The 24,369-nt window shown below is 73.3% G+C and carries 19 protein-coding genes and 1 pseudogene; 18 read left to right on the top strand and 2 right to left on the bottom strand.

All coding sequences use genetic code 11. The features are described from left to right. Positions 1–6: 6 nt before the first annotated feature. The 10 genes from lysA (at position 7) to prfA (ending at position 14,663) form a co-directional block, all read left to right on the top strand. Positions 7–1,407, top strand: coding sequence for a diaminopimelate decarboxylase (lysA, locus tag O7613_RS20065; protein ID WP_282289580.1), 1,401 nt, complete (start codon positions 7–9; stop codon positions 1,405–1,407). Beyond that, positions 1,404–2,708 carry a homoserine dehydrogenase gene (locus O7613_RS20060; RefSeq protein ID WP_282289579.1) on the top strand — a complete coding sequence of 435 codons (1,305 nt, stop codon included), beginning with the start codon at positions 1,404–1,406 and terminating at the stop codon, positions 2,706–2,708. The genes lysA and O7613_RS20060 overlap by 4 nt, the downstream gene beginning before the upstream one ends. Before the next feature lie 113 nt (positions 2,709–2,821). Continuing rightward, on the top strand, positions 2,822–3,871 hold the full coding sequence (gene thrC / locus O7613_RS20055; protein ID WP_282289578.1) for a threonine synthase: 1,050 nt from the start codon (positions 2,822–2,824) through the stop codon (positions 3,869–3,871). 155 nt (positions 3,872–4,026) lie between these two features. Further along, positions 4,027–7,272 carry an efflux RND transporter permease subunit gene (locus O7613_RS20050; protein ID WP_282289577.1) on the top strand — a complete coding sequence of 1,082 codons (3,246 nt, stop codon included), beginning with the start codon at positions 4,027–4,029 and terminating at the stop codon, positions 7,270–7,272. A gap of 136 nt (positions 7,273–7,408) precedes the next feature. Further along, the gene (locus tag O7613_RS20045) at positions 7,409–8,230 is read left to right on the top strand and encodes a polysaccharide deacetylase family protein (RefSeq protein WP_281586906.1); all 822 of its coding nucleotides are present in this window, start codon (positions 7,409–7,411) and stop codon (positions 8,228–8,230) included. Positions 8,231–8,239: 9 nt separating this feature from the next. Beyond that, positions 8,240–9,472, top strand: a complete 1,233-nt coding sequence (locus tag O7613_RS20040; RefSeq protein ID WP_281586907.1) for an MFS transporter — start codon at positions 8,240–8,242, stop codon at positions 9,470–9,472. Between the two features lie 65 nt (positions 9,473–9,537). Further along, positions 9,538–10,440, top strand: coding sequence for a homoserine kinase (gene thrB / locus O7613_RS20035; RefSeq protein WP_281586908.1), 903 nt, complete (start codon positions 9,538–9,540; stop codon positions 10,438–10,440). A gap of 339 nt (positions 10,441–10,779) precedes the next feature. Further along, positions 10,780–12,951 (top strand): transcription termination factor Rho, encoded by a 2,172-nt coding sequence (gene rho, locus O7613_RS20030; RefSeq protein WP_282289576.1) that lies wholly within the window; start codon positions 10,780–10,782, stop codon positions 12,949–12,951. Between the two features lie 265 nt (positions 12,952–13,216). Continuing rightward, positions 13,217–13,441, top strand: coding sequence for a 50S ribosomal protein L31 (gene rpmE / locus O7613_RS20025; protein WP_073828674.1), 225 nt, complete (start codon positions 13,217–13,219; stop codon positions 13,439–13,441). A gap of 133 nt (positions 13,442–13,574) precedes the next feature. Beyond that, positions 13,575–14,663, top strand: a complete 1,089-nt coding sequence (prfA, locus tag O7613_RS20020; RefSeq protein WP_281586910.1) for a peptide chain release factor 1 — start codon at positions 13,575–13,577, stop codon at positions 14,661–14,663. Between the two features lie 70 nt (positions 14,664–14,733). Here the strand turns inward: prfA and O7613_RS20015 are convergent, their stop codons facing one another. Beyond that, entirely contained in the window at positions 14,734–16,287 is a 1,554-nt protein-coding gene (locus O7613_RS20015; protein ID WP_282289575.1) for a GGDEF domain-containing protein, read from the bottom strand. 73 nt (positions 16,288–16,360) lie between these two features. Between O7613_RS20015 and prmC the strand changes: the two genes are divergently transcribed. From prmC to O7613_RS19995, 4 genes and pseudogenes are all read left to right on the top strand, one after another. Then, a complete protein-coding gene (gene prmC, locus O7613_RS20010) occupies positions 16,361–17,308 on the top strand; it encodes a peptide chain release factor N(5)-glutamine methyltransferase (RefSeq protein ID WP_282289574.1) in 948 nt (315 codons plus the stop codon). Beyond that, a pseudogene (locus tag O7613_RS20005) lies at positions 17,299–17,952 on the top strand (L-threonylcarbamoyladenylate synthase); the annotation flags it as partial. The gene prmC and the pseudogene O7613_RS20005, both read left to right, overlap by 10 nt. Continuing rightward, positions 17,953–18,561 carry a phosphotyrosine protein phosphatase gene (locus tag O7613_RS20000; RefSeq protein WP_281586913.1) on the top strand — a complete coding sequence of 203 codons (609 nt, stop codon included), beginning with the start codon at positions 17,953–17,955 and terminating at the stop codon, positions 18,559–18,561. 122 nt (positions 18,562–18,683) lie between these two features. Then, positions 18,684–20,795 (top strand): transglycosylase domain-containing protein, encoded by a 2,112-nt coding sequence (locus O7613_RS19995; RefSeq protein WP_282289572.1) that lies wholly within the window; start codon positions 18,684–18,686, stop codon positions 20,793–20,795. Positions 20,796–20,847: 52 nt separating this feature from the next. Here the strand turns inward: O7613_RS19995 and O7613_RS19990 are convergent, their stop codons facing one another. Then, on the bottom strand, positions 20,848–22,314 hold the full coding sequence (locus O7613_RS19990; RefSeq protein WP_282289571.1) for an SDR family oxidoreductase: 1,467 nt from the start codon (positions 22,312–22,314) through the stop codon (positions 20,848–20,850). Positions 22,315–22,401: 87 nt separating this feature from the next. On the opposite strand from O7613_RS19990, the gene O7613_RS19985 reads away from it, so the two are divergent. From O7613_RS19985 to O7613_RS19970, 4 genes are all read left to right on the top strand, one after another. Then, positions 22,402–22,833 carry a hypothetical protein gene (locus O7613_RS19985; protein WP_281586916.1) on the top strand — a complete coding sequence of 144 codons (432 nt, stop codon included), beginning with the start codon at positions 22,402–22,404 and terminating at the stop codon, positions 22,831–22,833. A 174-nt stretch (positions 22,834–23,007) separates the two neighbouring features. Continuing rightward, positions 23,008–23,244, top strand: a complete 237-nt coding sequence (locus O7613_RS19980) for an AtpZ/AtpI family protein (RefSeq protein WP_181570036.1) — start codon at positions 23,008–23,010, stop codon at positions 23,242–23,244. An 11-nt stretch (positions 23,245–23,255) separates the two neighbouring features. Further along, a complete protein-coding gene (gene atpB / locus O7613_RS19975; RefSeq protein WP_281586917.1) occupies positions 23,256–24,053 on the top strand; it encodes a F0F1 ATP synthase subunit A in 798 nt (265 codons plus the stop codon). Positions 24,054–24,121: 68 nt separating this feature from the next. Beyond that, complete coding sequence (locus tag O7613_RS19970) at positions 24,122–24,349, top strand: F0F1 ATP synthase subunit C (protein WP_091318740.1); 228 nt, start codon at positions 24,122–24,124, stop codon at positions 24,347–24,349. Positions 24,350–24,369 lie beyond the last annotated feature (20 nt).

The raw sequence follows: 24,369 nt of genomic DNA, 5'->3' as shown, positions 1-24,369 counted from the left end.
CGACCGATGCGCGCGCACGAGGCCGGTGCCCTGCACGGGGACATCGGCAACCGAGGGCCGGGCTGGCTGCGTACCCCGGCCGACGTCAACGCCCTGGTGCCGGCGCTCTGGCCGCGCCACGTGGCGCGCGGCCCGGCCGGCGCGCTCACCGTCGCCGGCCTGGACGTCCGCGACCTGGCCGCCGAGTTCGGCACCGCGGCGTACGTGCTGGACGAGGACGACCTGCGCGAACGCTGCCGGGAGTTCCGGGCCGCCTTCCCGGACGCGGACGTCTACTACGCCGGCAAGGCGTTCCTCTGCCGCGCCGTGGTGCGGATGATCGCCGAGGAGGGCATGTTCCTCGACGTCTGCACCGGTGGTGAGCTGGCCACCGCGCTCTCCGCCGGGATGGATCCGGCGCGGATCGGCTTCCACGGCAACAACAAGTCGGTGGCGGAGCTGACGCGGGCGGTGGACGCCGGGGTCGGGCGGATCATCGTCGACTCGTCCACCGAGATCGACCGGCTGACCGCGCTGGCCCGGGAGCGCGGCGTGCGCCCCCGGGTGCTGCTGCGGGTCACCGTCGGCGTGGAGGCGCACACCCACGAGTTCATCGCCACCGCGCACGAGGACCAGAAGTTCGGCTTCTCGCTTGCCGGTGGCGACGCCGCGGCGGCGGCCTTCCGGATCCTCGACGAGGACGTGCTGGAGCTGCGCGGGCTGCACTCGCACATCGGCTCGCAGATCTTCGACGCCAGCGGCTTCGAGGTCTCCGCCCGCCGGGTGCTCGCCCTCCAGGCGCAGATCCGCGACGCCCGCGGCGTGGAGCTGCCCGAGCTGGACCTGGGCGGCGGCTTCGGCATCGCGTACACCACGCAGGACGACCCGGCCTCGCCGCACGACCTGGCCAAGCGGCTCCGCAAGATCGTCGACGGGGAGTGCGCGGCGGAGAACCTGGCCGTGCCGCACCTCTCGGTCGAGCCGGGGCGGGCCGTCGTCGGCCCGGCCGTGTTCACGCTCTACGAGGTCGGGACCGTCAAGTGCGTGGCGCTCGGCGAAGCGGCCGGCGGTCGCGCCTACGTCAGCGTCGACGGCGGGATGAGCGACAACATCCGCACCGCGCTCTACGATGCCTCCTACTCGGCGACGGTGGCCAACCGCGCGTCGGACGCGGCGCCCATGCTCGCCCGGGTGGTGGGAAAGCATTGTGAGTCCGGGGACATCGTGGTGAAGGATGAATTCCTGCCCGCCGACGTGCAGCCCGGAGATCTTGTCGCGGTGCCCGGCACCGGGGCCTACTGCCGGAGCATGGCCAGCAACTACAACCATGTGCCGCGTCCCCCGGTCATCGCCGTCCGGGACGGACAAGCCCGGGTGATCGTTCGCCGGGAGACGGAAGACGACCTGCTCGCATTGGATGTCGAATGACCTCACCTGTTCGCCTGGCACTTCTCGGCTGCGGCACGGTCGGCAGCGACGTGGTTCGCCTGCTGCACGAGCAGTCGGCCGACCTCGCCGCCCGGATCGGCGCCCCGCTGGAGATCGCCGGCATCGCCGTACGCCGGCTCGGCCGGGACCGCGGCGACCTGCCGGTCGAGGAGAGCCTGTTCACCACCGACCCGCTGGGGCTGATCAAGCGGGACGACGTGGACGTGGTGGTGGAGGTGGTCGGCGGCATCGAGCCGGCCCGCGGCTGGCTGGTCGAGGCGCTGCGCGCGGGCAAGAGCGTGGTCACCGCCAACAAGGCGCTGCTCGCCGAGGACGGCGCCACGTTGCACGACGCCGCCGCCGAGGGCGGCGCCGACCTCTACTACGAGGCGAGCGTCGCCGGGGCCATCCCGCTGCTGCGCCCGCTGCGCGAGTCGCTGCACGGCGACCGGATCACCCGGGTCACCGGCATCGTGAACGGCACCACCAACTTCATCCTCTCCGCCATGGACGCCACCGGCGCCGGCTTCGCCGAGGCGCTCGAGGAGGCCACCGAGCTGGGGTACGCGGAAGCCGACCCGACGGCCGACGTGGAGGGCTTCGACGCCGCCGCGAAGGCCGCCATCCTCGCCTCGTTGGCGTTCCACACCCGGGTCACCGCCGCCGACGTGCACCGCGAGGGCATCACCGAGGTGACCGCGGCGGACGTCGCGAGCGCCAAGGCGATGGGTTGCACGATCAAGCTGCTGTGCATCGCCGCCCGGGGCGTCGACGCGGCCGGCCGGGAGACCGTGAACGTGCGGGTGCACCCCGCGATGATCCCGCTCACCCATCCGCTGGCCCGGGTGGGCGACGCGTTCAACGCGGTCTTCGTCGAGGCCGACGCCGCCGGGCAGCTCATGTTCTACGGCCGGGGGGCGGGCGGCGCGCCCACCGCCAGCGCGGTCCTCGGTGACGTGGTGGCGGTCGCCCGCAACCGCCTCGCCGGGGTGCGCCAGGCAAGCGAGTCGGCGTACGCCGACCTGTCGGTGCGGCCGATGGGGGAGGCGCTCACCCGCTATCACATCAGCCTCGACGTGGCCGACCGGCCGGGCGTGCTGGCGGCGGTGGCGGGGGTGTTCGCCCGGCACGAGGTCTCCATCGCCACCGTGCGGCAGGGCCCGGCCGGCGGCGACGCCGAGCTGGTCATCGTCACCCACGTCGCGCCGGACGCCGCGCTCGCCGCCACCGTGCGGGAGCTGCGCGGGCTGGACACCGTCCGCTCGGTCACGAGCGTGCTGCGGGTCGAGGGCGGCGCGTAACCACGGCGTCCCGCCTGATGGTTAGGGCAGGGTGTACCGGTGGCCGGTCGGGAAGGCTGGTCCACGCTGTTGGCAGACCCCGCGACCGGGGCGACGGAGGCGAGGAGCGCGACATGTGGCGAGGGCTGATCGAGGCGTACCGGGACCGGCTGCCGGTCACCGACGCCACTCCCGTCGTCACCCTGCACGAGGGGAACACGCCGCTGCTGCCGGCGCCGGTGCTCTCCGCCCGGGTCGGCGCGGACGTGTGGCTCAAGGTCGAGGGGGCGAACCCGACCGGCTCGTTCAAGGACCGCGGCATGACCGTCGCCGTCTCCAAGGCCGTCGAGGGCGGCGACAAGGCGATCATCTGTGCCTCCACCGGCAACACCAGCGCCTCGGCCGCCGCGTACGCCGCCCGCGCCGGGATCACCTGCGCGGTGCTGGTGCCGCAGGGCAAGATCGCGTTGGGCAAGCTGGCCCAGGCGCTCGTGCACGGCGCGAAGCTGCTCCAGGTGCAGGGCAACTTCGACGACTGCCTGGCGCTGGCCGGCAAGCTCGCCCAGGACTACCCGGTCGCGCTCGTCAACTCCGTGAACATCTACCGGCTGCACGGGCAGAAGACGGCCGCCTTCGAGATCGTCGAGGCGCTCGGCGACGCGCCCGACATCCACTGCCTGCCGGTCGGCAACGCCGGCAACATCTCCGCGTACTGGATGGGCTACTCGGAGGACCTGCGCGACGGCAACGCCACGAAGACCCCCCGGATGTACGGCTTCCAGGCGGCCGGCGCGGCTCCGATCGTCACCGGTCAGATGGTGCCCGAGCCGTCGACCATCGCCACCGCCATCCGGATCGGCAACCCGGCGAGCTGGACCAAGGCTCTCGACGCGCGGGACGCCTCGGACGGGCTGATCTCGGCGGTCACCGACCGGGAGATCCTCGCCGCCTACCGGCTGCTGGCTCGCGAGGTGGGGGTCTTCGTCGAGCTGGGCAGCGCGGCAAGCGTGGCCGGCCTGCTCCAGCAGGCCGCCGACGGCCGGGTGCCGGCCGGCTCCCGGGTGGTGTGCACGGTCACCGGGCACGGCCTGAAGGACCCGGAGTGGGCCATCTCGACGGCTCCGGCGCCGCTGACCATCGCCAACGACGCCCTCGCCGCCGCCCGTTCGCTCGACCTGGCCTGAGGCCACCGGGCCGTCGTGCCCGGGCGTGGAACGGTCACGCGGCGCGAAAGCGGGAGCGGCGCCCGGTGTGCCGGGGTGCGTGCCGGGAGCGCGATCGCGTGCGGCAGACTCTGAGCACACCCGTTGGACCCCTCCTCAGGAGTTGAGTAACTCCCATGTCGCTGCTCGCCAGATTCAGTCTTGCCAACCGGGGCCTGATCGCCCTGATCGCGTTGGTGACCGCGGCGTTCGGGGCGTTCGCCGTGCCGTCGCTGAAACAGCAGCTGCTGCCGTCGCTTGAGTTCCCCGCCGCGTTCATCGTGGCGCCGTACCCGGGTGCGGCGCCGGAGATCGTCGAGTCCCAGGTCGCCGAGCCGATCGAGAACAGCCTCCAGGGCATTCCGGGGCTGGAGAAGGTGACGTCCACCTCCCGTGAGGGCGCGGCCACCGTCCAGGTGCAGTACGAGTTCGGCACCGACCTGGGCGACGTGGTCAACAAGATGGAGACCGCGCTCAACCGGGCCCAGCTCCCGGAGGGCGTCGACCCGCAGGTGATCGCCGGCAGCACGGACGACCTGCCCGCCGTGGTGGTCGCCGCGACCGGCGACGGCGACGAGCGGGCGCTGGCGGAGAAGCTGCGCGCCACCGTCGTACCGGAGCTGGAGGGGTTGGACGGGGTCCGCTCGGTGGACGTCACCGGCGCCCGGGACCAGGTGGTCACGGTCACGCCTGACCCGGCGAAGCTGGCCGCCGCCCAGGTGGCGCCGACCGCGATCGCGGCGGCGTTGAAGACCAACGGGGTGGCGGTGCCGGCCGGCGCGCTCGCCGACGGCGACCGCTCGCTGCCGGTGCAGGTCGGCACGCCGATCCGCACCCTGGACGACCTGCGCGGCATCGTGCTCACCACCGCGCCGGCGACCCCGGTACGCCTCGGCGACGTGGCCCGGGTGGAGCAGCAGCTCGCCCCGGCGACGTCGTTCACCCGCACCAACGGCAAGCCGAGCCTCGGTATCGCGGTCACCGCGAGCCCGGACGGCAACGCGGTCGGCATCTCGCACGACATCCGCGACCGCCTGGACGAGCTGAAGGCCGCCTCCGGCGCGGAGCTGACCGTGGTCTTCGACCAGGCCCCGTTCGTCGAGCGGTCCATCGAGAGTCTCACCACCGAGGGCCTGCTCGGGCTGCTGATGGCCGTGGTGGTGATCCTGGTCTTCCTGCTCTCGATCCGGTCCACCGTGGTCACCGCCGTCTCGATCCCGCTGTCGGTGCTGGTCGCGCTGATCGTGCTCTGGGCCGGCGACTACTCGCTGAACCTGCTCACGTTGGGCGCGTTGACCATCGCGGTCGGCCGGGTGGTCGACGACTCCATCGTGGTGCTGGAGAACATCAAGCGGCACCTGGAGTACGGCGAGCCGAAACGGGAGGCGATCCTCACCGCGGTCCGTGAGGTGGCCGGTGCGGTGACCGCGTCCACGCTCACCACGGTCGCCGTGTTCGCGCCGATCGCTCTGGTGGGCGGGTTCGTCGGGCAGCTCTTCGCGCCGTTCGCGATCACCGTGACGGTGGCCCTGCTCGCCTCGCTGCTGGTGTCGCTGACGGTGATCCCGGTGCTCGCCTACTGGTTCCTGCGGCCGGGTCGCGGCGCGGGCGACGAGGCCGCCCACCGGGCCGCCGAGGAGAAGGAGCTGCGCAGCCCGCTCCAGCGGGCGTACCTGCCGGTGATCGGCTTCGCCACCCGCTCCCGGAAGAGCCGGTGGGCCACCGTGGCGCTCGGCCTGCTGGTGCTGCTGGGCACGTTCGGCCTGGCCCAGAAGCTGGAGACCAACTTCCTGGACGACTCCGGCCAGGACACCCTCGCGATCCGGCAGGAGATGCCGGCCGGCACCGGGCTCGCCGGCACCGACCGGGCCGCCGCCCGAGTCGAGGAGGTGCTGCGACGTACGCCCGGGGTGGAGACCTACCAGGTCAGCGCCGGCGGTGGGGACAACCCGTTCGCCGGCGGCGGCAGCGACCAGGCGTCCTGGTCGCTGGCGCTCTCCGACGACACCGACGCCGCGGCCGTGCGTGAGGTGCTGCGCAAGGAGTTCGACGGGCTCGGCCCGGACGTCGGCGAGCTGACCTTCGGCGGCGGGCAGAACGCCTCCGCCAACCAGGTCGAGGTGGTGGTGCAGGCCGCCGACCAGGAGACGCTGGCCCGGGCGGCGGAGCAGGTGCGGGCCGCGATGGCCGGCACCGCCGGCGTCGAGGACGTCACCACCGGCCTGGCCACCCGGGTGCCCCGGGTCGAGGTGACGGTGGACCGGGTGGCCGCGGCCCGCGCGGGTCTCACCGAGGCGGCCGTGGGGCAGCTCGTCGCGCAGACCTACCGGGGGGCGCCGCTCGGCCAGGTGACGCTCGACGGTACGGCGCAGAACGTGGTGTTGAGCAGCGGGGCCCGGCCGCCGGTGAGCGTGGACGAGCTGCGGGCGCTGCGGGTGGGCGCGGTGCCGCTGGACGCGATCGCGGACGTCAACCAGGTCGACGGACCGCAGCAGGTGACCCGGATCGACGGTGAGCGCAGCGTCTCGGTGACCGGCACGGCCACCGGCTCGAACCTCGGGGCCACCACCCAGGAGTTGCAGAAGAAGCTGGACGCGCTGGACGTGCCGGGCGCCACGTACGTGATCGGCGGGGTGAGCGCCGACCAGGCGGACGCGTTCGCGGACCTCGGGCTGGCCGTGCTGGCCGCCATCGCGATCGTCTTCCTGATCATGGTGGCCACGTTCCGCAGCCTGACGCAGGCGCTGATCCTGCTGATCTCGGTGCCGTTCGCGGCGACCGGGGCGATCGCGCTGCTGCTGGCCACCGGGACGCCGCTGGGCGTGCCGGCGCTGATCGGTGTGCTCATGCTCGTCGGCATCGTGGTGACGAACGCGATCGTGCTGCTCGACCTGATCAACCAGTACCGGGCGCGAGGCATGAGCGTGACCGAGGCCGTGGTCGAGGGCGGTCGACGTCGGCTGCGGCCGATCCTGATGACCGCGGTGGCGACCGTGTTCGCGCTGCTGCCGATGGCGTTCGGGCTGACCGGCGAGGGCGGCTTCATCTCCAAGCCGCTGGCCGTCGTGGTGATCGGCGGCCTGCTCAGCTCGACGCTGTTGACGCTGGTGCTGGTGCCGACGCTCTACACGATGGTGGAGCACACGAAGGGGTCGCTGCGGGACCGCCGTCGCGGCGGCGTGGCCCCGGTCGAGCCGGCCGAGCCCGAGGCCCCGGTCGAGGCCCCGGCGCCGGAACCGGTGACCGTCGGTGGCGGAGACGGCCCGGTCGAGCCGGCCGCGCCGCCGGCCCGCCCGTCCGGGGCGTTGATCGACGGTACGGACCAGTTCGAGGTGCTCCGCCTCCCCAAGAGCCGCCGGTCCCCCCTCCCCCCGACCGAGTGAAAGGAGGGGGCCCGCTTAACGCTTCCGGTATAGGCGGGGCCCCCGCTTAACAACCTCCCCCCGCTCGGGGCCACGCCGAGCCGCACCCGGACGGTACGCTCGGTGAGCTGGTGCCTACTCGGGGTGCGGGGGCGCGATGGTGGACGGCGCGGGCCGATGGGGTCGGCGGACGCTGCTGCGCCGGTCCGCGCTGCTGCTCGGCGGTGCCGCCCTGGGCTCGGCCGCCACGCTGGAGAGCACCTGGGTGGCCGACCGTCGGCTCCCGTTGGCCGGCGGCCCGGCCAGCGCCACCCTCGGCAGTCGTCGCCAGAACGTCGGTGCCGGCGGCGTGCAGGTGGTCTGGGGCGTCCGGACCAGCACGCCGCTGGTGGCGTTGACGTTCGACGACGGGCCCCGGCCACAGTGGACGCCGATGGTGTTGGACACCTTGGCCGAGCACCGGGTGCCGGCCACCTTCTTCCTGGTCGGCGAGCGGGCCCGCCGGCACGCCGCGCTGGTGCGGGGCCGGATGGGCGGGCACGAGGTGGGCAACCACAGCTGGGCGCACCACGACCTCGCCCGGATGGACGCCGCCGCCGTGCACGACGACCTGAGTCGCAGCCACGACGCGATCACCGCGGCCACCGGGGCGGCGCCCCGGCTGCTCCGCCCGCCCTGGGGGCACCTGGGCGGGGCGGTGCTGTACACGGCGGCCCAACTGGACTACCGGGTGGTGCTCTGGACGCTGCAGATGGTCGAGGGCGAGTTCCCGCACGACCCGGCCGGACACGCCCGGCGGATCGTCGGCGACGTCCGGCCCGGCACCATCCTGCTCGGCCACGACGTCGGCGACGAGCGGCGGCTGGTCGCGCTCCGCGGCCTGCCCGACATGATCGCCGGGCTGCGCGCCCAGGGCTACACCTTCGTCACGGTCTCCGACCTGCTGCGCCGAGCACCGGCCCCGGGGGCGGCCCGGTAGGGTGCCGGCGTGCCACCCACCCTCTCGGTCCTCGTCCGCAACCGTGACTTCCGGCACCTGTTCCTCGCCGAGCTGGTGGTCTTCGGCGCCGACTGGTTCGTCATGGTGCCGCTGCTGGTGCTCCTGCCGGCCCTGACCGGCAGCGGGGTCTGGGGAGCGCTGGTGCTGGCCGTGGACACCGGCACCACCGCGCTGCTTCTTCCGTACGCCGGCACCGTGGCCGACCGGTTCGACCGCCGCCGGGTCATGATGGCGGCCAATGTGGCCGCGCTCGCCGGCATCCTGCTGCTGCTCGGCGTCCGGAGCGCCGGTACGGCGTGGCTGGCGCTGGTGTCGATCGCGATCGTGGCGGTGGCGAAGGCGTTCTACTCGCCGGCCGCCCAGGCCGCCCTGCCCAATGTGGTCGATCCGGCCGACCTGGCGTCGGCCAACGCGGTCGCCGGCTCGGCCTGGGGCACGATGACCGTGGTCGGCGCCTCGCTCGGCGGCATCCTGAGCGCCGCGGCCGGCCCGTACGCCAGCTTCTGGGTGGCCGCCGTGGGCCTGGTCGGGGCGGCGGTGCTGGCCGCGCTGATCCGCCGTCCCCTCCAGGCGCCCAGGGACCCGGCGGCGACGGCGCCGCGTGCCGCGGCGGCGATCCGGGAGGCGCTCGGCTACATCGCCCACCGGCCGCGTGTGCTCGCGCTGGTGACGGTGAAGTCGGCGGTCGGTCTGGGCAACGGTGTGCTCACCGTGTTCCCGCTGCTCGCCGCCGTGTACGGGGTCGGCCCGGCCGGGGCCGGCCTGCTGTTCGCCGCGCGGGGGGCCGGGGCGCTCGTCGGCCCGATCCTGATGCGCCGGGTGCTCAGCAACCGGGCCTGGCTGCTCACCGGCCTGGCGCTGTCCATGTCGATGTACGGCCTGGCCTACCTCGGCGCCTCGGTGGTGTCCTGGTTTCCGCTGGTGCTGGTCCTGGTTTTCCTGGCCCACCTGGGTGGCGGCAGCAACTGGGTGCTGTCCAACTACGCCCTTCAGGGTGAGGTTCCGGACCGGCTGCGCGGGCGGGTCTTCGCGACCGACATGATGCTGGCGACGCTCGCCATCGCGGTCAGCCAACTTGTGGTGGCGCTCGTGGTGGACCGGGTGGACGAGCGCACCGTGCTGGCCGGCTGCGGGCTCGTCACGGTCGTCTACGCGGTCGGTTGGCGGTTCGCCACCCGACGCCTCTCGCTCACCGACCCGGCCCTGGACCGGGCCGGCTGACCGGCCGGTCCCACGCTGCGGGCGGTCCGGCGGGTGTTGTCGGGGTCAGGCCCTAGCATGAGCCGGTGCCGACGACTTTCGCCCCCGGCCCGGTCCGGGTCCGGGTGCCCGCGACGAGCGCCAATCTCGGCCCCGGCTTCGACGCGCTCGGGCTGGCTCTCGGCCGTCACGACGACGTGACGGCCGAGGTGACCGATGACGGCGTACGGGTGGTGGTCACCGGCGAGGGCGCCGGTGAGCTGCCGGCGGACGACCGGCACCTGGTCGTGACCGCCATGCGGGCCACGTTCGACGTGCTCGGCGCGCAGCCCGCCGGCCTGGCCCTGGAGTGCGTCAACCGGATCCCGCAGGCCCGAGGTCTCGGTTCGTCCTCGGCGGCGATCGTGGCCGGGGTGCTGGCGGCCCGCGCGCTCGTGGTCGACGGCGGGCGGCGGCTGGACGACGAGGCCGTGCTGCGGCTGGCGGCGGAGTTGGAGGGTCATCCGGACAATGTGGCGCCGTGCCTGCTCGGCGGCTTCACGATCGCCTGGACGGAGCCGACCGGGGCCCGCGCGGTGTCGTTGCCGGTGGCGCCGGCCGTCCGCCCCACCGTCTTCGTGCCGGCGGAGCGGGGGCTGACCTCGGTGGCCCGGGCCGCCCTGCCGGCCACCGTGCCGCACGCCGACGCGGCGTCCAACGCGGGCCGGGCCGCGTTGCTTGTGCACGCGCTGACCACCGATCCGGCGCTGTTGCTGCCGGCCACCGTCGACCGTCTGCACCAGGAGCAGCGGGCGCCGGGCATGCCCGACACCGCCCGACTGGTCGCTGAGCTGCGTGGGGCCGGTGTGGCGGCGGTGGTCAGTGGGGCCGGTCCGACCGTGTTGGCGCTCTCCGACGTGCCGGCCGGGTTCGAGGCGGGAACAGATTGGCGCCGTTGGGAGTTGCCGACAGATGTCAGCGGAGCCCGGGTTTTCCGGGGTACACTTTGACACGCCGAGCGGGACCCTGTTGCCGCAGGTCGGAAGAGTTGATTACGCTCTAGACCGAGCACAGCCGCGAAGCATGCGATCTTCCTGCGGTTCGGCGCACCCCCGAAGCTCTCGGCGGTCAGCCCGTCACCCCTGCCCAAGGCCCACGCCGCACCGCAGTTTCCACAGGTCGCCGCAGGCGGCGAGACCTGCTCACCGATGGTGGTGAGTCGGGAAACCGACCGGCTGCTGTGTTACAGACTCCCGCGACGCGTCCATGCGAGGCGGGTGCACCGAGGCCGCCCGGCCACCTGGTTCCACGACTCCGGGCAGCCCCGGCCTATCGAGGGAAGGAATCCATTGAGCGACACCACCGACGTGACGTCGGATGTTTCCAACGTCGCTGGCGATGCCACCACCGCCGCTCCCACGCGCCGTCGGCGTAGCGGCACCGGCCTGTCGGCGATGCTGCTGCCGGAGCTCCAGAGCCTGGCCGCGTCGCTCGGCATCTCCGGTACGGCTCGCATGCGCAAGGGCGAGCTGATCAGTGCGATCACCGAGCGGCAGGGCGGCGCCGCCGCCGGAACCCCTCGACCACGGGCCGAGGTCGCGGCCGCGACCGCCCCCGCCCGCGAGGAGGTGCACGCCGAGGTCCACCAGGAGCGGGCCGAGGGCGAGCGTCGTCCCGCCGAGCAGGCGCCGGTCGCCGAGGCGGCCGAGGGTCGTACCCGGGGCCGCCGGAGCCGGGCCACCGCCGTGACCGCCGAGGCGCCGCGGCCGGCCGAGACGCGGGCCGAGGAGGCTCCCGTCGAGACCGGCGACCGGGTCGAGCGTGACCGGGTCGAGCGCGGCGGCGAGCGTGCTGAGCGCGGCGGCGAGCGTGCTGAGCGCGGCGGTGACCGTGCTGAGCGCGGCGGCGAGCGTGCCGAAGGCGGCGGCGACCGTGCTGAGCGCGGCGAGCGCAACGACGGCCGGGGCCGCGAGCGTGCCGAGCGCGGCGGCGACCGCAACGACCGGAGCGAGCGCGCCGAGCGGGGCGACCGCGGTGACCGCAACGACCGGGGTGACCGCAACGACCGGGGTGACCGGGGCGAGCGTAACGACCGGGGCGAGCGCGCCGAGCGGGGCGACCGCAACGACCGGAACGACCGCGGGGACCGCAACGACCGGGGCGACCGCAACGATCGCGGGGACCGTAACGACCGGGGCGACCGCAACGACCGGGGCGACCGCAACGACCGGGGTCCGCGCGCCGAGCGTGACAACCGTGACGATGACGACGACGAGGGCGGCGGCCGGCGGGGGCGGCGCAGCCGGTTCCGGGACCGTCGGCGTGGCCGGGGCGAGCGGGGCGACGGCGACGGCGGTGGCGGTGGCCGCGAGCCGCAGGTGAGTGAGGACGACGTGCTCGTCCCGGTCGCCGGCATCATCGACGTGCTCGACAACTATGCCTTCGTCCGGACCACCGGCTACCTGGCCGGCCCGAACGACGTGTACGTCTCGATGTCCCAGATCAAGAAGTACGGCCTGCGCCGCGGTGACGCCATCACCGGCGCGGTGCGGGCGGCCCGCGACGGCGAGCAGCGGCGGGACAAGTACAACCCGCTGGTCCGGCTGGACACCATCAACGGCATGGAGCCGGACGAGGCGAAGCGCCGGCCGGAGTTCTACAAGCTCACCCCGCTCTATCCGCAGGAGCGACTGCGCCTGGAGACCGAGCCGCACATCCTGACCACCCGGGTCATCGACCTGGTGATGCCGATCGGCAAGGGGCAGCGGGCGCTCATCCAGTCGCCGCCGAAGGCGGGTAAGACGATGGTGTTGCAGGCGATCGCGAACGCGATCACCCGCAACAACCCGGAGTGCCACCTGATGGTGGTGCTGGTGGACGAGCGGCCCGAAGAGGTCACCGACATGCAGCGGTCGATCAAGGGCGAGGTCATCGCGGCCACGTTCGACCGTCCGCCGCAGGACCACACCACGGTGGCCGAGCTGGCCATCGAGCGGGCGAAGCGGCTGGTCGAGCTGGGGCACGACGTGGTCGTCCTGCTCGACTCGGTGACGCGGCTCGGGCGGTCGTACAACCTGGCGGCACCGGCCAGCGGCCGGATCATGTCGGGTGGTATCGACTCCACCGCGCTCTACCCGCCGAAGCGCTTCCTCGGCGCGGCCCGCAACATCGAGAACGGTGGCTCGCTGACCATCATCGCCACCGCGCTCGTGGAGACCGGTTCGATGGCGGACACGGTCATCTTCGAGGAGTTCAAGGGCACCGGCAACGCGGAGCTGAAGTTGGACCGGAAGATCGCGGACAAGCGCGTCTTCCCGGCGATCGACATCAACCCCACCGGCACCCGCAAGGAGGAGGTCCTCCTGGCGCCGGAGGAGCTGGTGATCATCCACAAGCTCCGCAAGGTGCTGCACTCGCTGGACTCGCAGGCGGCGCTCGACCTCCTGCTGGACCGGCTCAAGCAGTCGCGTACCAACATCGAGTTCCTGATGCAGATCGCGAAGTCCACGCCGGGCGAGTGAGCTGACAGGTTCGCTGACGAGGGGCACGGCCGACGGCCGTGCCCCTCGTCACATACCGGCCAGCGGGTGGGGGAGTGGGCGGGGACGGGGTGGGAATGCGGAAGTACGGGCGGGCGTTGTGGCGGGCGGACCTGCTGTGCCGGCCGGCCGACGCCCATGGCACACTGGTCAATCGGCCACCGGTTCCGGTTCACGCCCGAGCCCGTCGCGACGACGGGAACACCGACGGCGACCCGGCGACCACCCACGAAAGGACCGAGGCGACATGAAGCCCAACATCCACCCGGAGTACGCGACCACCGAGGTCCGTTGCTCCTGCGGCAACACGTTCACGACCCGCAGCACCGCCAAGGGCGGCGCCATCAGCGTCGAGACCTGCAGCGCCTGCCACCCGTTCTACACCGGTAAGCAGCGCGTGCTGGACACCGCCGGTCGGGTCGCGAAGTTCCAGCAGAAGTACGCCAAGGTTCAGGCCAAGAAGGCCAAGTAGCTCCACCGACGACGCCCGTGTCCGGCTCCGGCCGGGCACGGGCGTTCGTCCGTTTTCCGCCGGTGTCGCTGGCTGTCGCCGGTGTCGCCGAATGTCGCCGGTGTCGTCGTTCGTCCGAAGGAGCATCCGCAGCATGAGCAGTGAGCGCCTGGCCGCCCTCCTCGACGAGTACGCCGAGCTGGAGAAGCGGCTCGCCGACCCGGCCCTGCACTCCGACCAGGGCACCGCCCGGCGGGTCGGCCGGCGGTACGCCGAACTGGTCCCGCTGCACAAGGCGGCCGGCGAGTTGGCGCAGGCCCGGGCCGACCTGGTCGCCGCCCGCGAACTCGCCGCCGAGGACGCGGCGTTCGCCGGCGAGGCGGACACCATCGCGGCCTCGCTGCCGGCGTTGGAGGAGCGCCTCGCCGAGCTGCTGATCCCGCGCGACCCGCACGACGCCAAGGACGTGATCGTCGAGATCAAGGCCGGCGAGGGCGGCGAGGAGTCGGCGTTGTTCGCCGGTGACCTGCTGCGGATGTACACCAGGTACGCCGAGCGGCGGGGCTGGGTCACCGAGGTGATCGACGCCCAGGACTCCGACCTCGGCGGCGTGAAGGACGTCTCGCTGGCGATCAAGACGAAGGGCGTGCCCGACGGCGGCAACGGCGTCTGGTCGCGGCTCAAGTGGGAGGGCGGCGTACACCGGGTGCAGCGCGTCCCGGTCACCGAGTCGCAGGGCCGGATCCACACCAGCGCGGCCGGCGTGCTGGTGCTGCCCGAGGCGGAGGACGTGGACGTCACGATCGACCCGAACGAGCTGCGGATCGACGTGTTCCGCTCGTCCGGCCCCGGCGGCCAGTCGGTGAACACCACCGACTCGGCGGTCCGTATCACGCATGTGCCGACCGGCATCGTGGTGTCCTGTCAGAACGAGAAGTCTCAGCTCCAGAATCGCGAGCAGGCGATGCGGATCCTGCGCGCCCGGTTGCTCGCCGCGGCCCAGGAGCAGGCCGACGCCGCCGCCTCGGACGCGCGCAAGGCCCAGGTCCGCACGGTGGACCGGTCGGAGCGGATCCGCACCTACAACTTCCCGCAGAACCGGATCACGGACCACCGGATCGGCTACACCGCGTACAACCTCGACCTGGCGCTCGCCGGTGAGCTGGACGGGGTGCTCGACGCCCTGGCCGAGGCGGACCGGGCGGCCCGGCTGGCCGGCGAGACCGAGCTGGCCCGCCGCTGAGCGCTGCGGGGTGTTAAGCGGGGGCCCCGCCTATACCGGAAACGTTAAGCGGGGGCCCCGCCTTACACCCTCAGCTGGCGCGGAGGCGGTCCTTGGCGCGGAGCATCTCCCGGTCGGCCAGCTCGAACGCGGCGCCGAGCGCCTCCCGGACGCTGATCGTGGTGCTGCCGTCGACCTCGGCGAAGCCGATGGTCACCCCGACCGGGGTGCCCGGGACCAGGGTGTCCCAGTCCTCGGTGCGGACGGCCGCCTCGATCCGCCGGGCCACCTCGACCGCCTCCGACATGCCGGTGTCCGGCAGCACCACGACGAACTCGTCGCCGCCGTAGCGCGACACGAAGTCACCCCGTCGCATCACCCGGTTGATCACGCCGGCCACCCGTTGCAGCACCAGGTCGCCCGAGTGGTGGCCGTGACGGGTGTTGACCGCCTTGAACCCGTCGAGGTCGCAGACGCCGATCACCACCCGCTCGCCCCGGGACACCACCGCGCCGAGGTAGCGCTCCAGCCGGCGTCGGTTGGGCAGCCCGGTGAGCGGGTCGGTGAGCGCCTCGCCCTCGTAGCGGGCGGCCTCGCGGCGCATCTCCTCGTGGTCGATCCGGGCGGCGATGCCGTCGATGTAGACGTCCCGCAGGCGGTCGCTGCGCCGCGCGGCCAGCCGGAACGCGTGCCGGTCCGCGTGGTGCGCGCCGGCGTGGTCGCCGGCCCGGGCCAACGCGATGCTGCGCAGCCGGGGTGACTCGGCGGCGCCGAGCGTCTCGTCGGAGACCCGGATCGCGTCCAGCCGGGTGACCGCCTCGATCGGCCGGCCGGCGGCGACCGCCAGGCAGACGTGGCCGAGCTGGCGCAGGTCGCGGGCGCGGGCGCTGTCCCCGCCGTGGCCGAGCAGCCGGTTCGGGTCGGCGTCGCCGGCGGACTCCACCCGGTCGCCGAGCGCGGCCCGCCGGGCGGCGGCGTACCCGTAGGCGGCCAGGCTGCTGGGGCGCAGGTTGCCGGCCCGCCCGCCGCGCAGGAACCGGGCCAGGTCGCCGGCCACGTCGCGCAGCACCCGCAGGCAGCCGTCGCTGTCGCCGTTGTGGTCCAGGGCCACCGCGTTGCGCAGCCGGATGCCCGGCGCGGCGAATGTCTCCTCCGGGATGCCCGCGCTGAGCCCGACCTCGCGGGCCCGTTCGATCGCGCCGAGCGCGTGGCCGTGGAAGCTGAGGTAGGAGTAGGCCATCGCCAGGTCGTGCCAGCCCCAGGCGGTGTCCCGGTCGGGGGTGTCGTCGGCGCTCAGCGCGCGGGCGGCCCGGACCAGGTGCGTGACACACCTGTCGAGCGCGCCCTGGTGGTGGGCGGCGAGCGCGGCCAGCGCGTTGAGGTGCCCGTGCAGGTAGGGCTCGGCCAGGTCACGTACGGCGGCGGAGGCGTCCTCGACGGCCCGGGTGAACTCGGCGGTCCGCCCGAGATTGAGCAGCGCGGACAGGCGCTGCACGAGGGCGTCGGCGCGGGCGTACGGGTCGTCGGTGGTGCGGATCACGCGGTCGAGCAGGACGCATGCCTCAGCGGAACGGCTGACCTCCTGCAACGCCCGCGCGCTTCGGAGGGCGTCAACCTGGTCCTCGACCTGGTCGAGCCAGCCCACTCGCGACCTCCCTGCCGTGTGCGCCCGGACGCACCCGTTCGTGTGGCGAACCGCGACGCCTCATGATTATTGCGTGAGCACACTCCCGCAACACCCGTCCGAAGGGACAGAACGCGAACGGGTCTCGCTGGTCGTCGCCCGGGTGGCCCGGGCGCTTGCCGCGGCCGGTGTCGAGGCGCCCCGGGCGGAGGCCGAGCAGTTGGCCGCGTACGTGTTGGAGGTGCCGCGCGGGCGGCTGGCGCTGGCCGACGGGTTCACCGCGACCCAGCGCGACCGCCTGGACGCGCTGGTCGACCGGCGGGCGGCCCGGGAGCCGTTGCAGCACCTCACCGGCGTGGCCGGCTTCCGGCACCTGGAGCTGGCGGTCGGCCCGGGGGTGTTCGTGCCGCGGCCGGAGACCGAGCTGCTGGCCGGCTGGGGGATCGACGCGGCCCGGCGGCTCGCCGCGCCGCTCGTGGTCGATTTGTGCAGCGGCTCCGGTGCGATCGCGCTCGCGGTCGCGCAGGAGGTGCCGTCGGCGCGGGTGGTGGCCGTGGAACGGTCCCCGGCCGCGCTGGCCTGGCTGCGGCGCAACGCCGCCGGGCGGGTGGCCGCGGGGGACCGGCCGGTCGAGGTGGTGGCCGCCGACGTCACCGGCCCGGAGCTGCTGGCCGACCTGGCCGGCCGGGTCGACGTGCTGCTCTGCAACCCGCCGTACGTGCCGCGGTCGGTGGCGGTGCCGCCGGAGGTGGCCGGGCACGACCCGGACGAGGCGGTGTTCGGCGGCGCGGACGGTCTGGACGTGATCCGGCCGGTGGTGGCCCGGGCGGCGGCGCTGCTGCGCCCGGGTGGGCTGATCGGGGTGGAGCACGACGACACGCACGCGGCGGCGGTGCCGGCCCTGCTGGACCGAGACGGCCGGTACGAGCGCGTGGCGGAGCACCGGGACCTCGCCGGGCGGCCCCGGTGGGCGACCGCGTCCCGGCGGGCGGACGGCACCCACGCCGACGGGGGCGCGGCGTGGCAGACTGACTCCTCGTGATGCTCTACGACTGTCGGTCGCCCGCCGACCGGGACCGCGGCATCGCCGCTGCCATCGAGGCCGTCAAGAACGGCGAACTCGTCGTCCTGCCGACCGACACGGTCTACGGCGTCGGGGCGGACGCCTTCACCCCGTACGCGGTGAAGGCCCTGGCGGACACCAAGGGTGGCACACGGCAGGCGCCCCCGGTGCTGATCGGCTCCCGGCACACCCTCGACGGCCTGGTCTTCTCGCTGCCGGGCGCGGCACGTGACCTGGTCGAGGCGTTCTGGCCGGGCGCGTTGACCATCGTGGTGGAGCATTCGCCGAGCCTGGCGTGGGACCTGGGCGACACCAGCGGCACGGTGGCGGTGCGGATGCCGTTGCACCCGGTCGCGCTCGAGGTGCTGCGGGAGACCGGGCCGATGGCGGTGGCCTCGGCCAACAAGATCGGCCAGCCCGCCGCGCTCACCGCCGAGGAGGCCCGGGACCAGCTCGGCTACGGCGTGCGGGCCTACCTGGAGGCGGGGCCGGCGGTCGACCCGGTGCCAAGCACCATCGTCGACCTGACCGGCGAGGTGCCGCGGGTGCTGCGCCAGGGCGCGGTCACGCTGGCGAAGCTGCGTGACGTGGTGCCGGACATTCTCGACGAGCGGGGGGCCTGAGTGCCGCCGTTCACCGTTCTGCACGTCTGCATGGGCAACATCTGCCGGTCGCCGATGGCCGAGCGGCTGCTGCTGCTCGCCGTCCGGGAGCGGCTGGCCCGGCTCGACGTCGATCCGGCCGACTCGGACGCGCTCGTGCACAGCCACAGCGCCGGCACCGGCGGGTGGCACGCCGGTGAGGAGATGAACCCGCCGGCCGCGCGGCAGGTGATCGCGCGGGGTGGTGACGTCGCCGGGTTCGCCGCGCGCCGGTTGCGCTCGGACCTGATCGACGGCGCCGATCTGGTCCTCACCGCGACGGCCGACCAGCAGGAGTACGTGGTGGCGCTGCGGCCGGACGCGGCCGGACGCACGTTCGTGCTCGGTGAGTTCGGCCGGCTGCTGGGTGCGCTGGACCGGTCCGCGCTGCCGTCGGCGGCGCCCACGCCGGACGCCGTGCACGCCCGGGGCGTCGCGCTCGTGGCGGCGGCAGACGCGGCCCGGGAGGGCGCCGCCCTGCCCACCGATGATCTCGACGATCCGTGGGGCCGGGGCGATCAGTGTTTCAGCCGGGTGGCCGACGAGATCGAGGAGACGGTCCAGCCGCTGGCCGCCGCGCTGCTGCCCTGACGGGCCCGAGAATTCATCCTTTCTCGCGAACTTCCTGCGCCTTTCGCCGAACACGGCGGCGAAAACGGCGAATCCGGCCATTCTGAACGGGTCCGTACGGCCGGCTCCTGCGGGGAGAGCTGATGAACCGGGCCCATCTCGACAAGCTGTTCACCGTCCTGCTCGCCGGCGTGCTCGCCGGACTGGCCCTGGCCGCCGCCGCGCTGCCGGCCGCGCTGGTCTTCGGGCTGGGCGTGCAGAACCTGATGCCGTACACCGAGTTGCCGGAGGCGCTGCGGGCGCCGCAGCCGGCGCAGCGCTCCAACCTCTACGCCAACGACGGCCACACGCTCATCACCTCGTTCTACGTCGAGGACCGGGTGGACGTGCCGGTCGGCGAGGTGGCGCCGGTGATGCGGGACGCCATCGTGGCCGCCGAGGACGTGCGTTTCTACGAGCACCACGGCGTCGACGTGCGGGGCGTGGTGCGGGCGTTGACGGCCAACCGCAAGGAGGGCACCCGGCAGGGCGCCTCCACGCTGACCATGCAGTACGTGCGCAACGCGCTCGCCGGTGATCCCCGGCTGACCGAGCGGGAGCGGGCCGCGGCCACCGAGATCACCGCCGGCCGCAAGATCCGCGAGATGCGGTACGCGCTGACGCTGGAACGGCAGGTCGGCAAGGACGAGATCCTCGGGCGCTACCTGAACATCGCGTACTTCGGCGCCGGCGCGTACGGCATCGCAGCCGCCAGCAAGCGTTACTTCTCCACCACCCCGGACCGGCTGACGCTGGCTCAGGCCGCCCTGCTCGCCGGCCTGGTGCGGGCGCCGGACCACGACGACCCGATCAACGGCGACGCCGACGCGGCGCTGGACCGCCGGGCGTACGTGCTGGACCGGATGGCGGAGACCGGCCGGGTGAGCGCCGCGGACGCGGCGGCGGCCAAGGGCTCACCGCTGGCTCTGAACGCGAGCGCCACCCCGAACGACTGCGCCGCGGTGCCTGCCGGCCACAACGACTGGGGCTTCTTCTGCGACTGGTTCACCAAGTGGTGGAACGCTCAGCCGGCGTTCGGGCAGACCGCGGACGAGCGGCAGCGCACGCTGCGCCGGGGCGGCTGGTCGATCGTCTCCTCGCTCGACCCGGACGTGCAGGCCAAGGCGAGCGAGCAGGTGCGGGAGATCTATCCGGAGACGACCCAGCGGGCCGCCCCGACGGCGGTGGTGCAGCCGGGCACCGGCCGGGTGCTGGCCATGGCGGTGAACCGCGGCTTCGGCACCGCCGCGAACCCGGCCGGGCAGCAGAACTACCCGAACACGGTGAACCAACTCGTGGCCGGGGGTGGTGACATCGTCGGCTACCAGGCCGGCTCCACGTTCAAGCTGTTCGCCCTGCTGGCCGCGCTGGAGGCCGGGCTGCCGCTGGACACCGAGTTCGACGCGCCCCGGGTCTACGTCACCAAGTACCCGATCGACGGCGGCCCGGCCAGTTGCGGGGGCCGGTGGTGCCCGGCGAACGCGAACACGGCCTGGATGGACGGCGACCGGGACATGTGGGACGCGTTCGGCCGTTCGGTGAACACCTACTTCGCCTGGCTGACCGAGCGGGTCGGCGCGGACCGGGTGGTCGAGATGGCCGAGCGGCTCGGTATCGAGTTCCGCGCGCCGCAGGACGCCCGGATGGCCCGCGACGGAGCGGCGAGCTGGGGGCCGTTCACCCTCGGGGTCTCCGCCACCACGCCGTTGGACCTGGCCAACGCGTACGCCGCGGTGGCCGCCGAGGGCATCTGGTGCCGGCCGACCCCGGTGACCTCGATCACCGACGCGAGCGGCCGGCGGGTGGCCACCGGCGACACCGACTGCCGGCAGGTGCTGGACACCGAGGTGGCCCGCGCGGCGGCCGACGCCAGCCGCTGCCCGGTGGGCGACCAGTCGATGTACCGGCGGTGCGCCGGCGGCACGGCCGAGGAACTGGCGCCGGGCCTGCGCCGGCCGTTGGCCGGCAAGACCGGCAGCTCGGAGCGGAACGCCACGGAGACCGTGGTCGCGTTCACCCCGCAGCTCGCCGTGGCGACAATCGCGGCGAACCCGGACGACCCGCGGGACGCGGTCGGCGGCGGCGTGCAGAAGCGGCAGATCGCCGCCGTGGGCCGCATCCTCGCCTGGGCGCTGCGCGACCAGCCGGTCCGGGACTTCGTCCCGCCGAGCGAGTCCGTCGCCTTCCAGCGCACCAGCCCCCGCACCAACAACTGAGGTGATTGGCGGGGCCCCCTCCTATCGCCTGGGCGATAACAGGGGCCCCCGCCTAACCGGTGGGGTGCTCGGCGCCGCGGGCGATGTTGCGGGCCATGCCGCCGAAGACGACGGCGTGGAACGGGGCGACCGAGGCCCAGTAGAGATGGCCGGGCAGGCCCTGCGGGAGGAAGACGGCGCGCTGGACGTAGCGGCTGTGCCCGTCGTCGGTCGGCTCGGCCCGCATCTCCAGCCAGGCCCGGCCGGGCAGCCGCATCTCGGCGCGCAACCGCAGCAGCTCACCGGGGACGATCTCCTCGACCCGCCAGAAGTCGAGCGCCTCGCCGACCTGGAGCCGGTGCGGGTCGCGCCGGCCGCGGCGCAGCCCGACGCCGCCGACCAGCCGGTCCAGCCACCCGCGCACCGACCAGGCCAGGGGGAACGAATACCAGCCGTGCTCGCCACCGACGCCCTCGATGACCCGCCACAACGCGGCCGGCGGCGCGCTCACGGCCTGTTCCCGCAGGTCGGTGTAGGCGGTGCCGCCGGACCAGTCCGGGTCCGACGGCAGCGGGTCGGCCGGCGCGTCCGGGCCGCTCGCGTTCGACCAGCGCGTCTCCACCTGGGCGTCGCGCACCTTGGCCAACGCCAGGCCGACCGCCTGGTCGAAGCCGGTCAGCCCGTCCGGCGGGTCGGGCACCCAGCGGGCGATGTCGTGTTCGTGCGCGACCGCCTCGTGCACCAGGCTCTCCACCAGCGGCCGGGCGATCTTGTTGGGCACCGGGGTGATCAGGCCGACCCAGTGCGAGGAGAGGCCGGGGGTGAGCGGGCGCACCGGCAGGATGAGCCGTGGCCGCAGCCCGGCCACCCGGGCGTAGCGCTGCATCATCTGCGCAAACGTCAGCACGTCCGGGCCGGCGATGTCGAACCCGCGATTCACCTCGGCCGGCAGGTGCGCGGCGCCGGCCAGGTAGCGCAGCACGTCGCGGACCGCGATCGGCTGGATCCGGTTGCGTACCCAGCGCGGGGTGACCATCGCCGGCAGCCGCTCGGTCAGGTGGCGCAGCATCTCGAACGAGGCCGAGCCGGACCCGATGATCACCGCGGCGCGCAGCACGGCGGTCGGCACGCCGCTGTCGAGCAGGATCCGGGCCACCTCCGCCCGGGAGCGCAGGTGCGCCGAGGGCAATCCCTCCCGTTCCGCCGGCTCCGGCCCACCGAGGTAGACGATCCGGCGTACGCCCGCGGCGCGCGCCGCCTCGGCGAAGTTGGTCGCCGCCGCCCGGTCGGCCGCCTCGAAGTCGCGCTGCCCCAGCGAGTGGACCAGGTAGTAGGCGACCTCCACACCCTCGAACGCGGCCGGCAGCGTCTCCGGCCGGCGCAGGTCGCCCTCGACGATCTCGGCGTCGGCGGCCCAGGGCACGTCGCGCAGCCGCCCGGCCGTGCGGGCCAGGCAGCGCACGGTGTGCCCCTCGGCCAGCAGCCGGGGCGCGAGGCGTCCGCCGATGTAGCCGGTGGCGCCGGTGACGAGGCATCTCACGGCCTCCAGTGTGCGGCTCCGTAGACTCCTTCGCTGTGGAGAACGCGAGGGAGCTGCAAATGATCACGGTGTTCCCGGCGTACCCCCGTGGCTGAGCCGGCGGCGCGCGCGGCGGAGGCGACCGCGGACCGCGGCTGGCGACTGCGCCATCTGCCCGTGCTGCTGGCCGCGGTGGCGGTCATGGCGGCGGTGGCGGCGGTGGCCGGCGGGGTGTGGCGCGGCGCGGACGGTGCGCTCGGCGCGGCGGCCGGGGTGGCCGTCACGGCGGCCAGCTACACGCTCACCACCGTGGTGCTGGCCTGGGCCGACGCCCGGGATCCGCAGCTCGTGCTGCCGTTCGGGCTGGGCCTCTACATCGCGAAGATGACCGCGCTCGGCGGGGTGATGGTGCTCGTCGCCTCGACCGGTTGGCCGGGGCTGATCCCGTTCTGCCTGGGCATCGCGGCGGGCGTGGTGGTGTGGACCGGGGCGCACATCTGGTGGCTGGCCACCGTCCACGCGCGACGGACGGCGGGCTGACGCGTCCCATTTTTCGGGCGACGCGCCGACGTGTCCGCGATCGGTCATTCTCTCAGTGGCGGGGGAGGAGTACCGTGCCTCCAGACGACTTCGCCCGCCCGTGTCCCACACAACCAGGTTGTGCGGGGGGTGAGGCACAACCTCTTCTGCTCGACTGATATCGTTCGCCCCGTCATGGCCGGTGACCAGAAACCCCCCAACACTGGCGGCCCGGGCGACGTTCCGTCCGGTGCCGGTCAGGGTTGGACCGCGCTCTCATACCTCATCGGGGGCATGCTCGTCTGGGGTTTCATCGGCTGGCTGGTCGACCGTTGGCTCGATACCGGCGGCGTCGCCACCGGCATCGGGGTCGTGCTCGGCATGGCCGGGGGCATCATCCTGGTCGTCCGCCGGCTGGGCACGCCTACTTAGGAAGGGACGCGGTGTTCGGACAGGCGAACGTCCTGGCTCAGGGCCAGGCGGAATTCCCGCCGAAGGTGGGGGACTTCTACCTGCCCAGCATCCTGCCCTGGGGTGCGGAGAACTCGTACTGGTTCACCAAGATCACGGCGATGGTGTGGGTCGCCGTCGGCATCTTGATCATTTTCTTCCTGGTCAGCTACCGGAACCCGCAGCTGGTCCCCACCAAGAAGCAGTGGTTCGCCGAGTCGATCTACGGCTTCGTGCGCAACAACATCGCGGTGGACATGATCGGGCACGCGGGGGTGCGGTTCGCTCCCTACTTCACCACGCTCTTCTGCTTCATCCTGCTGACGAACTTCTTCGCGATCGTGCCGTTCTTCCAGATCTCGCCGAACTCGCACATCGCGTTCCCGGCCTTCCTCGCCGTGATCAGCTACGTGATGTTCAACTACGTCGGCATCCGGCACCACGGCTTCGCGAAGTACTTCAAGAACTCTCTGGTCCCGCCGGCGCCGTGGTACATCCTGCCGTTGCTGATCCCGATCGAGTTCTTCTCGACCTTCCTGGTCCGGCCGTTCTCGCTCGCGGTCCGTCTCTTCGCCAACATGTTCGCCGGCCACATGCTCCTGCTGGTCTTCACGCTCGGCGGATTCGCGATGATCAGCGCCAACGTCTGGCTCGCGCCGGTGTCGGTGCTGTCCTGGGTGATGACGATCGCGCTGACCTTCCTCGAGTTCCTGGTGATCTGTCTGCAGGCGTACGTCTTCACGGTGCTGACCGCCAGCTACGTGCAGGGCGCCCTCGCCGACGAGCACTGATCCGATCTTTCGCACCAACCGTTGTCGTCCCGCGTGACCGTCACGTGTGATAACCAGGAGGAACCGTAATGAGCATCCTTGCCGAGGTAACGGGCAGCACCGCTGCCATCGGTTACGGCCTGGCCGCCATCGGCCCGGGCATCGGCGTGGGCCTGGTCTTCTCGGCCTACATCCAGTCGACCGCCCGCCAGCCGGAGTCGTCCCGGATGACCCTCCCCTACGTCTGGATCGGCTTCGCCGTCATCGAGGCGCTGGCACTGCTGGGCATCGCCTTCGGCTTCATCTGGGCCGGCTGACCCAATCCCTGATGACCGGG

This window comes from Micromonospora sp. WMMD975, assembly GCF_029581215.1.
GTDB lineage: Bacteria > Actinomycetota > Actinomycetes > Mycobacteriales > Micromonosporaceae > Micromonospora.
The sequence above is the reverse complement of the archived record's forward strand: the minus strand, read 5'-3'. Positions and strand labels throughout refer to the sequence as shown.